General features: G+C 70.2%; 15 protein-coding genes. 6 read left to right on the top strand and 9 right to left on the bottom strand.

The window, feature by feature from the left end; translation table 11 throughout:
* Positions 1-112 precede the first annotated feature (112 nt).
* Complete coding sequence (locus ACLQ2O_RS13100) at positions 113-898, bottom strand: MBL fold metallo-hydrolase (protein ID WP_425830777.1); 786 nt, start codon at positions 896-898, stop codon at positions 113-115.
* On the bottom strand, positions 895-1,434 hold the full coding sequence (locus ACLQ2O_RS13095) for a hypothetical protein (RefSeq protein ID WP_425830775.1): 540 nt from the start codon (positions 1,432-1,434) through the stop codon (positions 895-897). The genes ACLQ2O_RS13100 and ACLQ2O_RS13095 overlap by 4 nt, the downstream gene beginning before the upstream one ends.
* A gap of 68 nt (positions 1,435-1,502) precedes the next feature.
* Between ACLQ2O_RS13095 and ACLQ2O_RS13090 the strand changes: the two genes are divergently transcribed.
* Complete coding sequence (locus tag ACLQ2O_RS13090) at positions 1,503-2,846, top strand: DNA polymerase IV (protein WP_425830773.1); 1,344 nt, start codon at positions 1,503-1,505, stop codon at positions 2,844-2,846.
* Here the strand turns inward: ACLQ2O_RS13090 and ACLQ2O_RS13085 are convergent.
* Both ACLQ2O_RS13085 and ddaH read right to left on the bottom strand, forming a co-directional pair.
* Positions 2,843-3,541: a hypothetical protein gene (locus tag ACLQ2O_RS13085; protein ID WP_425830772.1), complete on the bottom strand. Its 699-nt coding sequence runs from the start codon at positions 3,539-3,541 to the stop codon at positions 2,843-2,845. The genes ACLQ2O_RS13090 and ACLQ2O_RS13085 overlap by 4 nt on opposite strands.
* 87 nt (positions 3,542-3,628) lie before the next feature.
* On the bottom strand, positions 3,629-4,393 hold the full coding sequence (gene ddaH / locus ACLQ2O_RS13080) for a dimethylargininase (RefSeq protein WP_425830770.1): 765 nt from the start codon (positions 4,391-4,393) through the stop codon (positions 3,629-3,631).
* A 160-nt stretch (positions 4,394-4,553) separates the two neighbouring features.
* Here ddaH and ACLQ2O_RS13075 point away from each other — a divergent pair, with 160 nt between their 5' ends.
* The gene (locus ACLQ2O_RS13075; protein WP_425830768.1) at positions 4,554-5,087 is read left to right on the top strand and encodes a hemerythrin domain-containing protein; all 534 of its coding nucleotides are present in this window, start codon (positions 4,554-4,556) and stop codon (positions 5,085-5,087) included.
* A gap of 157 nt (positions 5,088-5,244) precedes the next feature.
* On the top strand, positions 5,245-6,480 hold the full coding sequence (locus ACLQ2O_RS13070; protein WP_425830766.1) for an MFS transporter: 1,236 nt from the start codon (positions 5,245-5,247) through the stop codon (positions 6,478-6,480).
* A gap of 10 nt (positions 6,481-6,490) precedes the next feature.
* On the opposite strand, the gene ACLQ2O_RS13065 is transcribed toward ACLQ2O_RS13070, so the two are convergent.
* The 5 genes from ACLQ2O_RS13065 to ACLQ2O_RS13045 are packed head-to-tail and all read right to left on the bottom strand — an operon-like array spanning position 6,491 to position 10,549.
* On the bottom strand, positions 6,491-7,222 hold the full coding sequence (locus ACLQ2O_RS13065) for an MBL fold metallo-hydrolase (RefSeq protein WP_425830764.1): 732 nt from the start codon (positions 7,220-7,222) through the stop codon (positions 6,491-6,493).
* Positions 7,219-7,611: a YccF domain-containing protein gene (locus tag ACLQ2O_RS13060; RefSeq protein WP_425830762.1), complete on the bottom strand. Its 393-nt coding sequence runs from the start codon at positions 7,609-7,611 to the stop codon at positions 7,219-7,221. Before ACLQ2O_RS13060 ends, ACLQ2O_RS13065 begins: the two co-directional genes overlap by 4 nt.
* A complete protein-coding gene (locus ACLQ2O_RS13055) occupies positions 7,608-8,462 on the bottom strand; it encodes an alpha/beta fold hydrolase (protein ID WP_425830760.1) in 855 nt (284 codons plus the stop codon). The genes ACLQ2O_RS13060 and ACLQ2O_RS13055 overlap by 4 nt, the downstream gene beginning before the upstream one ends.
* A 39-nt stretch (positions 8,463-8,501) precedes the next feature.
* A complete protein-coding gene (locus tag ACLQ2O_RS13050) occupies positions 8,502-9,662 on the bottom strand; it encodes a saccharopine dehydrogenase family protein (protein ID WP_425830758.1) in 1,161 nt (386 codons plus the stop codon).
* Positions 9,659-10,549: an SDR family oxidoreductase gene (locus tag ACLQ2O_RS13045; RefSeq protein WP_425830756.1), complete on the bottom strand. Its 891-nt coding sequence runs from the start codon at positions 10,547-10,549 to the stop codon at positions 9,659-9,661. Before ACLQ2O_RS13045 ends, ACLQ2O_RS13050 begins: the two co-directional genes overlap by 4 nt.
* A gap of 73 nt (positions 10,550-10,622) precedes the next feature.
* On the opposite strand from ACLQ2O_RS13045, the gene ACLQ2O_RS13040 reads away from it, so the two are divergent.
* The 3 genes from ACLQ2O_RS13040 to ACLQ2O_RS13030 are packed head-to-tail and all read left to right on the top strand — an operon-like array spanning position 10,623 to position 14,177.
* Positions 10,623-11,216, top strand: coding sequence for a TetR/AcrR family transcriptional regulator (locus ACLQ2O_RS13040; RefSeq protein ID WP_425830754.1), 594 nt, complete (start codon positions 10,623-10,625; stop codon positions 11,214-11,216).
* Between the two features lie 48 nt (positions 11,217-11,264).
* On the top strand, positions 11,265-12,068 hold the full coding sequence (xth, locus tag ACLQ2O_RS13035; RefSeq protein ID WP_425830753.1) for an exodeoxyribonuclease III: 804 nt from the start codon (positions 11,265-11,267) through the stop codon (positions 12,066-12,068).
* Between the two features lie 33 nt (positions 12,069-12,101).
* Positions 12,102-14,177: a S9 family peptidase gene (locus ACLQ2O_RS13030; RefSeq protein ID WP_425830751.1), complete on the top strand. Its 2,076-nt coding sequence runs from the start codon at positions 12,102-12,104 to the stop codon at positions 14,175-14,177.
* Positions 14,178-14,329 lie beyond the last annotated feature (152 nt).

The following is a 14,329-nucleotide window of genomic DNA, read 5'->3' as shown; positions in this document are numbered from 1 at the left end:
TGTCCCGGTACTGCCGTGGGTACGGCGTACTTCCCAGTACCTGGCGACAGTCTGCCTGAACCCGGCCGTTGATGTGACCTGGATCGCGTTGCCGGTCACCTGCTGGTACCGCTCAGACCGGCTGGACGACGAAATGCTCCCGGACGATCCGCTCCGGCGACTCCCCCGCCGCGGCCATCACCTCGGCCAGTTCGGTCAGTACGCCGGGCGCCAGCTCGAGCTCGTGCTCACCCGGGTGCCGGTCCGCGCCCATCGGGAAGTCGACGCCGGGCCGGGCGGTCATCTCGATGTGCGCGCCGAGCACCCACGTCACCGGATTGCCCGCGGCAACGAACCCGGCCAGCCGCGCGACACTTGCCCGGTACGCCGGCCAGTCGGCGACGTACAAGCGGCCCGGGTACAACGAGTCCCCGGTCAGCAGCAGCCGCGTCCGCCGGTCGTAGAGCGCGACGTCGCTCCCCTGGTGCCCCGGGATCGGGATCACGTCGAGAACGCGCTCCCCGAGGTCCAGCCGGCCGTTCTCGTCGGGCCAGCTACCGATCCCGAAGTACGCCGAGACGTCGTCGACGGTGAGGCCGACGACCTGCGTGCGCTCGCGTCCGGCGAACTGGTCGTCACCGCCGATGTGATCGCCGTGCCCGTGCGTGTGGGCGACCACGAGGTCGAGGTCGCGGCCGGCGAGCAGCTCGTCGGCGACCGCGCGGAGATTCGCGTGCCTGGTCCCGGTGTCGAGCAGGAGAGCGCGTTCCGTGCCCAGCAGCAGGTAGAGGAACGGGCCTTCGAAGTTGGTCCGCAGCGACTGGCGGACGATCGCCGTGCGGTCGTCGTACCAGTGCACCTGATGATCGGGACCGTCGGTCGTCGTACCGTCGTCCCAGTGCTGCGGGAAGCTCGTCATCCGCGCGCCTCCACGAACATCGGCCCCAGCACCGCTCCGACCAGGACGCCGTCCACGAGGCCGACGACCGCCCCGGCACCGATGCAGGCCCACGACGACAACCCCGGCAGACCGAACGCGAGCAGCGGGACCGCGGCCCCGAAGACCACGACACCGGCCAGCCCGGCGATCAGCGAGACGGTGAACGAGGTCGTGAACCGGTCGACCACCGCGACCACGAGCCGGAACCCGGCGAACGGCGCCACCGCCATCACCATCGTCTGCACCAGGCTGTCGAGCTCGGACCACAGGACCAGCGCGTCGGCGAGCATGACCACGACCAGCACGGACGACGACACCGTGGCGGTCGCCTTCGGGTCCGCCCCGGGGAGCCTGTTCGTCCCGTACGAGATCACGTAGCCCGCCACCGCCCCGACCGCGACGGCGATCAGGATCGGCGCGTACGACGCCATCGGCGGACTGAACAGATCGGCGAGGGCCAGACCCGTCATCCCGAGAACCAACCCGGCCAACGGCGGCATGGAGTCGCGTTTCATGGGACGTAGGTATACACGGAGTGAAGGTCGCTGCCGGAACTGTCGGTGGGGACGGGGAGACTGTGGGGGTGCGTGCCGATCCGTCGATCCTGCATGTCGACCTGGACGCGTTCTTCGCGGCGGTCGAGCAGCGGGACAAGCCCTCCCTGCGCGGCAAACCCGTCGTCGTGGGCGGGATCGGCCTGCGTGGGGTCGTGTCGACGGCGTCGTACGAGGCGCGCAAGTACGGCGTCCGGTCGGCGATGTCGACGGCCGAGGCACGGTCGCGGTGCCCGCACGCGGCGTACCTGTGGCCGCGGTTCGAGGTGTACCGGGCGACCAGCCAGGCGGTGATGGCGCAGATGCGCGCGCTGTCCCCGCTGGTCGAGCCGTTGTCGCTGGACGAGGCGTTCGTCGACCTGAAGGCCGCCGGGCTGCACGACCTGACGGTCGACGACGTCCAGGCGATCGCCGACGACCTCAAGGCCGCGATCAAGGAGGCGAGCGGCGGGCTGACCGCGTCGGTCGGCGCCGGTACGTCGAAGCTGATCGCGAAGATCGCCAGCGACCTCGACAAGCCCGACGGAGTGGTGATCGTGCCGGCGGGGACCGAGGCGGAGTTCCTCGCGCCGATGCAGGTGACGGTCATCCCGGGCGTCGGTCCGGCGACCGCGCAGCGGCTCAGCATGGCCGGCGTACGGACTGTCGCCGACCTGCAGCTGCTCGACGAGGACGAGCTGATCCGTCAGGTCGGCTCGGCGCACGGGACGAGCCTGCACCGGCTCGCCGTCGCCGCCGACGACCGGCCGGTGGTGAGCGACCGCGAGACCAAGTCGGTCAGCGTCGAGGACACCTTCGAGACCGACATCATCGACCGCTCCCTGCTCACCGCGATCAGCGAACGGATGGCGCACCGCGTCGCCGAACGCCTCCGCAAGGCCCAGCTCTCCGGCCGCACCGTCACGGTGAAGACGCGCATGCACGACTTCACCACCCACACCCGCTCGTCCACCCTGGCAGGCCCGACCGACGACCCGCGGGTGGTCGCGCGCGTCGCCCGCCGCCTGCTCGACGACAGCGACATCTCCGGCGGCATCCGCCTGCTGGGTGTTGGCGTCTCGTCCCTGGCCGACTGGATCCAGGACGACCTGTTCACGGAGTCCGAAGCCGACGAAGCCGCCGAGTCCGCGGTCGACGTACCGGAAGTGCCTGTCCGGCCGCGTGAACGTGACACGGGCTACCAGCCGGGCCAGGACGTCACCCACCCGACGTACGGCAACGGCTGGGTGTGGGGCGCCGGCCGAGGCCGGGTCACTGTCCGCTTCGAAACCACCGACTCGCGAGGGCCGATCCGCACGTTCGCCCTCGAGGACCCGGAGCTCACCAAGATCAAGCACTCCACCGCGGACGACGCGGAGGAACCGACCGACTAAGCGGCGCGGGGCCAGAGCGTTGCCCTGAAGATCAGGTTCAGCAGCGGGTTGCCCGTCACCGTCTCACGCTTCCCCAAGTGCATCCACACCACGGCCGACTCGTCGGTGACGAGGCAGAACGCCTGCCCGGACCCGAGATCGGCCGGCGGGATCGTTCCCGCGGTCGCCTGCGTGGACGCGTCCGTCGCGCACCGCCCAACCGTCACGGGATAGGTGTTGCTCGCCGTGCCCATCTGCGCGCCGTTCTCGACGTTCAGTCCCTCGGGCGAGCAGTTCCCGTAGCTCAGCTCGTCGGTGCTCTTGCTGGTGCCGTTGACCCGGACGGCGCCCGCCTGACCGAGCTTGTCCAGGTCGACGTACGTCCGGCCGCACGAGATCCGCGGAGCGGAGATCTTGACAGTCTGGAACCGCTTCGGCTGGCCGTACTCCGGCACGACCGCTGTGCTCGTGGTGGACGGCGGCGGAGTCGACGGCTGCGACGGCTCCGGGGTCGGTTCCTGCGGCGTTGTGCTCGGCCCGGCGCTGGTGCTCGGCGCGGGGACAGCCTTGTCGCCGTTGTCGTCGGTGGTGACCTTTCCCACCACGACGCCGGCCACCAGCAGGATCAGCCCGACTGCCACCGGCAGGATCAGGTGTTGCACCGACGGATGCGACCACCTGCCGTTGCGCTGCCCGGAGCCCCCAGAGTCGCTCACGACTGCCCCTCACCTGTGTGCGTTGTGAGGCAGTGATGTTAATGCACGGCGAGCTCACTCCGTGACCGATCGCGAACCGTCTGTTGATCAGCCGCGGAGGCGCACCGACAGGCAGGTGACGCAGCCTTCGAGTTTTTCGAACTCGGTGATGTCGACCGGGACCGGGGTGTAGCCGAGGGTGGTGAAGAGGGCGGCGGTGCGGGGTGCCGAGGCGGCCATCAGCAGGTGGGTGTCGTCGAGCAGTACGACGTGGGCCCCGGCCTCCTCGGGGACCGCGCGGAAGCTGGGGAAGGCTGCGGGGTCGTCGACGAGCGGCTCGTAGCCGATGACCGTTCCGTCGGGAAGGGCTGTGACGGCGGACTTGAGGTGGAGGACCTTGCGGACCGGTACGGCGACGACCTGGGCGCCGAGGGGTTCGAGGTGGGCCCCGAGCTGGGCGATGCCGGAGGCGTTGGTGCGGCCGCCCTGGCCGACGTAGATCGTGGTGCCGACCTTGAGGATGTCGCCGCCGTCGAAGGTGCCAGGGGCATCGATGTGGGCCAGGCGGTAGCCCTGCGCCTCGACCGCTTCGGCGGCGGCCGCGGCTTCCGGGCGGCGCTCGGTGGCGCCGGCGCGGGCGATCACCGCGAGGTCGCCGTACACGACCATCGTGTCCTCGACGAACACCCCGTCCGGGCAGCCGTCGACCGGCGGGACCTCGACGGTCGACCAGCCGGCGGCGGTCAGCGCGTCGACGTACTGCTGCCACTGCCGTACGGCGAGGTCGGCGTCCACCGGGACCCGCTCGAGATGGGTGAGCAGCCCGTCGGCGAGACGCGGGCTGGGACGGCGGACGAGCGCGCGGGTGGTCATGGCCGGAGCGTAACCGGCGGTGCGGAATGCATCGTGGGAGAGCGTGACCAGCAGTGCGGAACGCACCTGTTACCTGCGGTTGTATGCATGCGGCGCCGCCCGGCGGGTACCGGCAGGTCGATCCCGGTGTGGTTGCCGGGCGCCTGATCTGGAGGATTCGATGCCGAAGATTCTGCAGCACACCGGTGGTGACGTGGTCGAGGTCATCCTCGCCGACCACCGCTGGTTCGAGGAGGCGCTGCGCGAGCTGCGGGACGTCGAGAGCGACCGGGCCGCCGTCCTGGCCGACCTCGCGACGGTCCTGATCGCGCACGCGGAGGCCGAGGAGTCCAAGGTCTACCCCCAGCTGCGGAAGAAGGACGCGATCGACGCCGAGGAGGTCGAGCACTCCGAGCACGAGCACGACGAGGGCAACGAAGCGCTGCTCGAGCTGATGGAGGTCGAGGACACCGCGTCGGAGGAGTTCGGCGACAAGACGCACGAGCTGTCCGAGGCCCTGTCGCACCACCTCGACGAGGAGGAGCGCGACGTGCTCAACCCGGCGCGGACCGACGTGTCGCAGCAGGTGCGCGACGACCTCGGTGAGAAGTTCTCCGCCGAGCGGGCCCGGCTGATCGACTCCGGGGCCGGCTCGATCGAGAACGTCCGCAAGCTCGTCGCGGCCGCGAAGAAGAAGGAACAGAAGAAGTCCTGACCCACGGCACCGTCCCCGCGACCGAGAGCGCGGGTCAGTCGCCAGACTCGGCGTGAGCGCGACTGACCCGTGCCCCAGGTCACGGGGACGGTCGCCTGTCCAGCTGATGGTTGCCCCGGCAACCATCGCCACACCGCGCACTGGATAGGGTCCGGGCATGAATCGCCGGTGGCCGTTGCTCGGGTACCCGGCGTTCGTCCGGTTCTGGGCCGCCGACGCCGTCTCGATGGCCGGCACCTCGATCACGACGGTCGCGTTGCCGGCGATCGCGATCTTCACCCTCGGCGCGTCCGACAGCGAGGTCGGGCTGATCAACGCCGCGCGCTGGCTCCCGTACATGCTGCTCGGTCTGCTCGCCGGCGTCTTCGTCGACCGGCACCGCCGCAAGCCCATCCTCGTGACCGCCGACCTGGCCCGCGGCGCCGTCCTCGCGCTGATCCCGCTCTTCGCCGCGCTCGACGTCCTCTCGCTCCCCCTGCTGATCGCGGTCGTGCTCGTCTTCGGCGCACTCTCCCTCGGGTACGACGCCGCGCACCAGTCCTTCCCGCCCGTACTCGTCCCGACCGCACTACTCACCCCAGCGTGGGCACGCCTCGAACAGTCCAGCGCCGTCGCCTCGACCGGCGGCCCCGCGCTGGCCGGCTTCCTGGTCCAGCTGATCAGCGCACCGATCGCGATCCTGCTGGACGCGCTCTCCTACCTGATCTCCGGACTGGTCCTGCTCACCGTCCGGCCGCTCGTGCCGGACGTTGCCCCAGGCAAGGACATTCCGCGGAACCTGCGCGCGGAGATCCGCGACGGCCTCGCCTGGGTCTACCGCGACCGGACCACCGGACCGCTGGCGGTGACCGGCCACCTGTGGTTCGTCTTCCAAGGCATCATCAGCACGGCGTACACGGTCTTCGCGTACCGGACCCTCGGGCTGAGCGTCGGCGCGGTCGGTGTGACGCTGGCGATCGGTGGCGTCGGCTCGGTGATCGGCGCGACGGCGTCCGGCTGGGTCGGACGACGGATGGGCGTCGGCCCGGCGATCATCTTCTGCCGCTGGATCACGCCGTTCGGCTACCTGCTGATCCCGCTGGCCGGTGACAACACGCTCGGCTTCGCGATGCTGTGCGTGAGCCAGTTCGCCTTCGGGCTGTCGATCGGCATCGACAGCCCGATCGAGATGGGTTACCGCCAGTCCGTCACGCCGTCCCACCTGCTCGGCCGGATGCACGCCACGCTGCGCTCGGTGAACCGCACGTCCCTCACCGTCGGCCTCGTGCTCGGCGGCCTGCTCGCCGAGCACCTCGGCCGCCGCGAGGCGCTCTGGATCGGCGTCGCCGGCATGGTCCTGCAGGCCGTGCTCCTGCACCGCTCCCAGTTCCGGCACGCCCGGCTGAGCGACTAGGAGACACGCCCTACGCGAGATCGAGCACGAGCCCTTCCTCGGCGGCGATCACCTCACCGGCGAAGTTCTCCCGCGCCTGAGCAACCGAGAGAGCGCGATCCGAGCCCGGCCAGAAGTGCGTCAGCAACAACCTCCGAGCACCCGCCGCCGCGGTCCCGGCCTCCCGCGCCGTCATCAGGAACCGCGGCCCCTCAGCCGGCGGCTCCTGATGCGTCGCGTCGCAGATGAACAGATCCGCATCCTCGGCCAGCACAGCCAACTCCGGCGACGGACCGCTGTCCCCCGTGTACGACACCGTCAGCCCAGGCGCACTGAGCCGTACGCCGAGGTTGGTCTTGTAGTGCGGCAGCAGAACGCTCTCCAGCCGGAACGGCCCGATCTCCCGCGCCTCCGCGAGATCCCGTACGTCGAACACCGTCGCCGGATCCGGCGACGGTTCCAGCGCCCGCAGTACCGGAAGGACACCGGGCGTGCAGTACAGCGGCACCGGTGCGGCCGAGGGCGCCTGGTAGTGCCGGACCCGCGCGAGCGCACTCACGTCCACGCAGTGATCCGGGTGCTCGTGCGTCACCACGACCGCGTCGACCTCGCCGTCCGGGCAGTGCTCGAGCAACCGCGGCAGCGTCGCGTACCCGAGATCGAGCACGACCTTGAACCCGTCGTACTCGAGCAGGAAGCCGGCGCACGCCCGGCCCGCCTCGGGCCAGGCGCCGCACGACCCGAGCACCGTCAGCGTCCTCACCGGGCGCCGAACGCGTCGTCGGTCGAGACGATGTCCTTGCCCAGCGGCAGCAGCGAGATCGGGATCAGCTTGAAGTTGGCCAGGCCGAGCGGGATGCCGATGATGCTGACGCAGAGCGCGATGCCGGTCACCAGGTGACCCAGCGCCAGCCACCAGCCGGCCAGCACGACCCAGATGATGTTGCCGAGCACCGACCCGGCGCCCGCGCCGCGGCGGTCGACGATGGTCCGGCCGAACGGCCACAGCGCGAACCCGGCGATCCGGAACGACGCGATGCCGAACGGGATGGTGACGATCAGGATGCAGCAGATCAGCCCGGCGATCGCGTAGCCGACCGCCAGCCAGAAACCGGCCAGCACCAGCCAGATCAGGTTCAGTAGCGTTCTCATACCTGCCAGCCTGCCACCCGCCGGGTGTGCTCGAGGGTCAGCCGGGCGACAAGTCCGGGATCGTTCCGGGGCAACCAGTGCCCTCCCCTGACCACCTGGACGCTGAGGTTCGGGGCCCAGCGCGCGACGTCGGTCTGCAGCGGTGTCGTGACGAACGCGTCGCCGTGGGGCGACACCGCGAGCACCGGGACGTCGGTACGCCGTACGCGCGGCCGGAGCAGCCGTGGGATCACGTTCGCGCGGTAGAGCCGCAGCCCGTTCACGTAGTCCGGGAGAGAGCGTTCTCCCTCCGGCGCCGCACGGCCTCCGGCACTCAACTCCATCCTGTCGGTGGCGCGCTGCCCCCACCCTGTGCGCCACCCGAGCTCGGGCAGCCACGGCAGCTGGAAGTAGAAGATGTACCAGGAGTGCGCGAGCTGCGACAGCTTCTCCCGCCGCGGCCGGCGACCACGGAAGAAGTAGCCCGCGTGATCCAGCGACGGCCCCGAGATCGACACGAACGACGCGACCCGCCCGCGCAGCCGCTCACTGGTCACGAAGTGCCACGACTGGATCGAACCCCAGTCGTGCGCGAGCAGCTGCACCGGCGCGTCCGGCGAGACCGCGTCCAGGACGGCGGTGAAGTCCTGCTCCAACCGATCCAGCTCGTACGCCGAACGCCCGCGCGGGTGGTCGGAGTTGCCCGCGCCGCGGACGTCGTACGTGATGACGTGGAAGTGCTCGGCCAAGCGTTGCGCGACCGGCTCCCAGAGCCGGGCGTTGTCCGGGTACCCATGGACGCAGACGAGCACCGGAGCGGACGGATCGCCGTACTCGTAGAGCGCGAGCTCGGTCCCGTCCGCCGATCTCACGCGTCGCGTGGGGAGGTGCTGCGGGGCGCTCTCCACGACTCAGTGGTCCTCGGTCGAGATCACCCGGAAGCTGATGCCCGCGGCAACCAATCGGTCGCGCAGCGCCGGGCCCATCGCGGACGCCGTCGTGACCTGGCCGGACGTCTTCGGAAGCTCGTCGAGCGCCAGGGAGAGCGCGCACTCGCTCAGCATCTTCGAGGTCTCGTCGTAGCCCGGATCGCCACCGGCGACCTCCGTGACGACCCGCTTGCCACCGCCCTGGCCCACGAACCGGGCCTTGAACCACGACTTCGCCCGCTGCTCCGGCGACGGCCCGTCGCCGGCCTTGATCCGGCCGAGCAGCGCCTTGCGGGCCGGCGGCACCTGCGCGGCCGCGACCAGCAGGCCCATCCCGACGATGCCTCCGGCAACTACCGGGAGACGCTTCACGGCGGCGTAGTGGGAGTAGCTGAAGGCGGGCCCGTACGCGTCGAGCAGTAGCGCCGACTGACGGACGATCTGCGGGTCGACGGTCGGCAGCGGGACGGCCCAGAAGCCTTGGGACCGGTGGATCCGCCCGGCGGACAGCTTCACCGAACGGTCGGTCAGGCGGGGCTCGGCGCGACGGCGGGCACGATGGGCGTCGAGGTTCTGCTTGCCGCGGGAGAAGGCCGTGATCGCGGTCTCCCACGTGCCGCCCGACGGCTTGCCCCCGGCGCGGATCATGCCCTCGACCTTGATCGGCACCCGCTGCGGCAACTGCTCGACGGTGAACTGCACGCCCAGGTCGTACGGGATCGAGTCGAAGCCGCAGCAGTGGATCAGCCGGGCGCCGGTCTCGACCGCCTTCGCGTGGTGGGCGACGTACATCTTGTCGACGAACTCCTGCTCGCCGGTCAGGTCGAGGTAGTCGGTCCCGGCCTCGGCGCACGCGGCGACGAGCGGTTCGCCGTACCGGATGTACGGGCCGACGGTGGTCACGACGATCCGGGACGACTCGGCCACCGCTCTCAACGTCTCCGGATCGCCGACGTCGGCGTGCAGGAGATCGAGCTCGGGAGCGTTCAGGTCGGACCGAAGCCGCTCCAGCTTCGCCTTGTTCCGCCCGGCGAGCGCGAGCTTCAGGCCGGGCGGCGCATGCTTCACCAGGTACGCCGCCGTCAGCGCTCCGGTGAAGCCGGTCGCGCCGAACAGGACCACGTCGTACGGTCGTTCACTCATCCGCGGGCACCTTTGGCCTTGGCCGTGTCGGCGAGACCGCCGGCACCGGACGCGCGACTCGACACGTCGGCGCCGCGGGCCTCGATGTCGGCCAGCGCGGCGCGGTCGGCCTTGGCGACCGAGCCCCGGCTGCCGAGCTCGACGATGTGCGGGATCAGCGCGCGGAAGATCTTCATCGGCCCGATCCAGCCGGGCACGTGCACGACGCGCGAGCGCTTCCTGATCCCGGCGGTGAACTTCTCGACCGCCAGCTCCAGCGGGTAGACGCGGCTCGCGAGCGGGATCCCGGTCCGGACCTTGCCGAAGACCGGGTGGTCGTCGACCCCACGCACCATGTCGGTGTCCACGAAGGTCATGTGCGCGACGCCGACCCGGACGCCGAGGTGCCGCAGCTCGGCGCGCAGGCTGTTGCCCATCGCTTCGACCCCGGCCTTGGCCGTGTTGTAGGCCGCGAGCCCGGGGATGTGGACGACGGCCGCGAGCGACGAGACCAGCAGCAGGTAGCCCTTGCTCTCGATCAGGTGCGGCAGGGTCAGGTGCACGGTCCGCCAGACGCCGTACAGGTCGACGTCGAGCACGCGCTCCCAGACGGCCGGGTCCATGCTGCGGGTGAAGCCCGGCGCCGCGATCCCGGCGTTCGCGACGACGACGTCGATCCGCCCGTACCGCTCGTGGACGCCCTCGACGGCGGCCCGCAGCGACTCCAGGTCGGTGACGTCGGCCTCCCACCACCCGGCGTCGGGACCGCAGTCCTCGGCGACCTTCTTCAGCTCGTCGGGCTCGAGTCCGACCAGGGCCAGCGTGTCGCCCTCACTCGCCAGCCGGCGGGCGACCGCCGCACCGATCCCCCGGGACGCGCCTGTGATGAGTACGACCTTGCCGGCCATCGCGGACCTCCGTCTGTTGAGTCGATACTCAACAGTAAGTGCTTATTGACCTGATACTCAATAGACTGTCCGTATGACCCAAGCCTCAGAGCACCGCGCCTCGCGGTTGCGGCCCGACGAACGGCGGGCGCAGATCCTCGACGCCGCCCGCCGGGTGCTCGAGGCCGATCCGCACCGCGACCTGAGCGTCGAGCTGGTCGCCGCCGAGGCGCAGGTCTCCCCCGCGCTGCTCTTCCACTACTTCGGCTCGAAGAAGAAGTTCCAGTTCGCGGTGATCGAGGAGGCCGCCTCGGAGCTGATGCTGCGGACCGCGCCCGACCTGTCGCTGCCACCGGACAAGCAGCTCAGCTCCGGGATCCGCGCGTTCGTCCGTGCAGTCCTCGAAGCGCCCCAGCTGTACCGGGTGACCCTGCTGATGTCCGCGGCCGGCGACCCCGCCGTACGGGCTCTGCACTCCGAGCTGCGTCAGGTCTTCAGCCGCTGGGTGATCGACGCCCTGGCCAAGCAAGGCGTCGAGACCACCCCGAAGGTCGAGCTGGTCTGCCTGGGCTGGCAGGGCTACATGGAGCAGATCCTGCTGACCTGGATCGATGACCCGACGATCACCGAGGACGAGCTCGAGGATCTCTGCGAGGGATCGCTGTCCGCCGTTCTCACCACGCTCTGACGGAGAGCCGGTACGGCGTACCGGCCGCCGGCGGCTAGGGTTGCGGGCGTGCTGAAGGTTGCCACGGTGAATGTGAACGGGGTTCGGGCGGCGTACCGGCGGGGCATGGCTCCGTGGCTGGAGCAGACCGATCCGGATCTCCTGCTGCTGCAGGAAGTTCGCGCGACCGACGAGGTCCTGCGCGACCACCTCGGCGGCGACTGGCACCTCGCGCACGCGGAGCCGGTGATCGCCGGCAGCAAGGGACGCGCCGGGGTCGCGATCGCGAGCCGCCGGCCGATCAAGCTGGAGCGGACCGACATCGGGCCGGAGCGGTTCGAGGGCTGCGGCCGGTGGGTCGAGGCCGACGTCGTGCTCGACGACGGGTCGACGCTGACGGCGGTCAGCACCTACGTGTTCACCGGCGAGTTCGAGACGCCGCCGCGGCAGGAGGAGAAGTACGCCTTCCTCGACGCGATCACCGCCCGGCTGAGCGAGCTGCGCGCGGACGGGCGGCACGTGCTGATGTGTGGCGACCTGAACATCGCCCACCGGGAGGTTGACCTGAAGGCCTGGAAGGCGAACCGCAAGAAGAGCGGGTTCCTGCCCGAGGAACGCGCCTGGATGGATCGTTTGTTCGAGGCCGGCTGGGTCGATCTCGGCCGGCGCTTCGGCGGCGACGGACCCGGTCCGTACTCGTGGTGGTCCTGGCGCGGAAAGGCCTTCGACAACGACGCCGGCTGGCGGATCGACTACCAGATCGCCTCGCCCGGCCTGGCCGACGCGGCCACCGGTTGCGCGATCCACCGCGCTCCGACGTACGCCGAACGCTGGAGCGACCACGCGCCCGTCGTGGCGACGTACGCCCTCTGAGGAAGCGTCCACGGCGGCGGGTAGTCTCCCCACATGCCTGACTTGACTCCCCCTGTCGCCGCGAAGAAGCCGATCGAACGTACCCACCACGGCGACGTGTTCGTCGACGACTACGAGTGGTTGCGGGACAAGTCGAACGACGAGGTGCTGGACCACCTGCGCGCCGAGAACGCGTACACCGAAGGCCGCACCGCGCACCTGGAATCGTTGCGTGAGGCAATCTTCGGCGAGATCTCCGCGCGCACCCTGCAGACCGACCTGAGCGTGCCCGCGCGGCAGGGCGGCTACTGGTACTACACCCGCACCGTCGAGGGCCAGCAGTACGCGATCAGCTGCCGGGTGCTCGCCGACGGCGACCAGCCGCCGGCCACCGACGGCGAGATCCCCGGCGAGGAGGTCCTGCTCGACGGCAACGTGCTGGCCGGCGACTCGGAGTTCTTCTCGCTCGGCACGGTCGACGTCTCTCCCGACGGCAACCTGCTGGCGTACTCGATCGACCTCAAGGGCGACGAGCGCTTCACGCTGCGGATCAAGGACCTGCGCACCGACGAGCTGCTGCCCGACGAACTGCCCGAGGTGCACTACGGCTCGGCCTGGTCCGCCGACGGCTCGACGATCTTCTACACGAAGGTCGACGACGCCTGGCGCCCGTTCCAGGTCTGGCGGCACGCGCTCGGCGCCACCGGTGACGACGTACTGGTCAAGGAGGAAGCCGACGAGCGGTACTGGATCGGCGTCGACCTGACCCGCAACGAGCAGGCCATCCAGATCGCGCTCGGCAGCAAGCTGACCAGCGAGGTCTGGTTGCTCGACGCGAACGACCCGACCGGTGAGCCGGTCGTCGTCCGGCCGCGCGTCGAGGGCGTCGAGTACGACGTCGAGCACGCCGGCGACCAGCTGCTGATCACGCACAACGCCGACGCCGAGAACTTCTCGCTGGCTACCGCTCCCCTGGACACCCCGGGCGACTGGACGACGCTGCTCGAGGGCGACGAGTCCAGCCGCCTGCTCGGTGTCGACGCGTTCGCGCAGCACGTGATCCTGTACCGGCGCCGGGACGCGCTGACCGAGCTGGCCGTCATGCGCCGCGACGGTTCCGTCTTCGGCGCTCCGGACGTGCTCACCTTCGACGAGCCGATCTACACCGTCGGCCCGGGACGCAACGACGAGTGGGACGACACCCGGTACCGGTTCGGCTACACGTCCCTGGTGACGCCCGGTTCGACGTACGACGTGGACGTGGCGACCGGCGAGCGGCGGCTGCTCAAGCAGCAGCCCGTGCTCGGCGATGTCGACCTGAGCGCGTACACGCAGTACCGGGAGTGGGCGACCGCCGCCGACGGCACCCAGGTACCGATCTCGATCGTCGCCCGCAAGGACGTCGCCAAGGACGGCAACGCCCCCGTCGTGCTCTACGGCTACGGCTCGTACGAGTCGTCGATGGACCCCTGGTTCTCGATCCCGCGACTGTCGCTGCTGGACCGCGGCGTCGTGTTCGCGATCGCGCACGTGCGCGGTGGCGGCGAGCTCGGGCGGCACTGGTACGACAACGGCAAGACGCTGACCAAGCGGAACACGTTCACCGACTTCGTCGCCGTCGCCGAGCACCTGGCCAAGGACGGCTGGAGCCGGCCGGAGCGGATCGTCGCGCAGGGCGGCAGCGCCGGCGGACTGCTGATGGGCGCGGTCGCGAACCTGGCGCCGCAGGCGTTCGGCGGAATCGTCGCGGAGGTGCCGTTCGTCGACGCGCTGACGACGATTCTCGACCCGTCGCTGCCGTTGACCGTGATCGAGTGGGAGGAGTGGGGCAACCCGCTCGAGGATCCCGAGGTCTACAAGTACATGAAGTCCTACTCGCCGTACGAGAACGTGACGGCGCAGCAGTACCCGCGCATTCTCGCGATCACGAGCCTCAACGACACCCGGGTCTTCTTCGTCGAGCCGGCCAAGTGGGTCGCCAAGCTGCGCGCCACGGCCGCCGGCGACGTCGACGTCCTGCTGAAGACCGAGATGGACGCCGGCCACGGCGGCCGCAGCGGCCGGTACGACGCGTGGCGCGAAGTCGCCTTCACGTTGGCCTGGGAGCTCGACACCCTCGGTTTGGCCTAACCCCTTAAGACGCTCGCGCCCGGCCCCCGGTTGTCCCGTTTTCACGGGAATCCGGCGGGTACCGGGCGCGTTGCTACGGGTGGCAACGAAGGACGATGTGTGGTGTGACACATTCAGTAATCACTTTCAGCAGTTCCCCGCTGTTCGGCGGT

Origin of the sequence: Kribbella sp. DT2 (assembly GCF_049844575.1) — a bacterium.
Lineage (GTDB): Bacteria > Actinomycetota > Actinomycetes > Propionibacteriales > Kribbellaceae > Kribbella.
The sequence above is the reverse complement of the archived record's forward strand: the minus strand, read 5'-3'. Positions and strand labels throughout refer to the sequence as shown.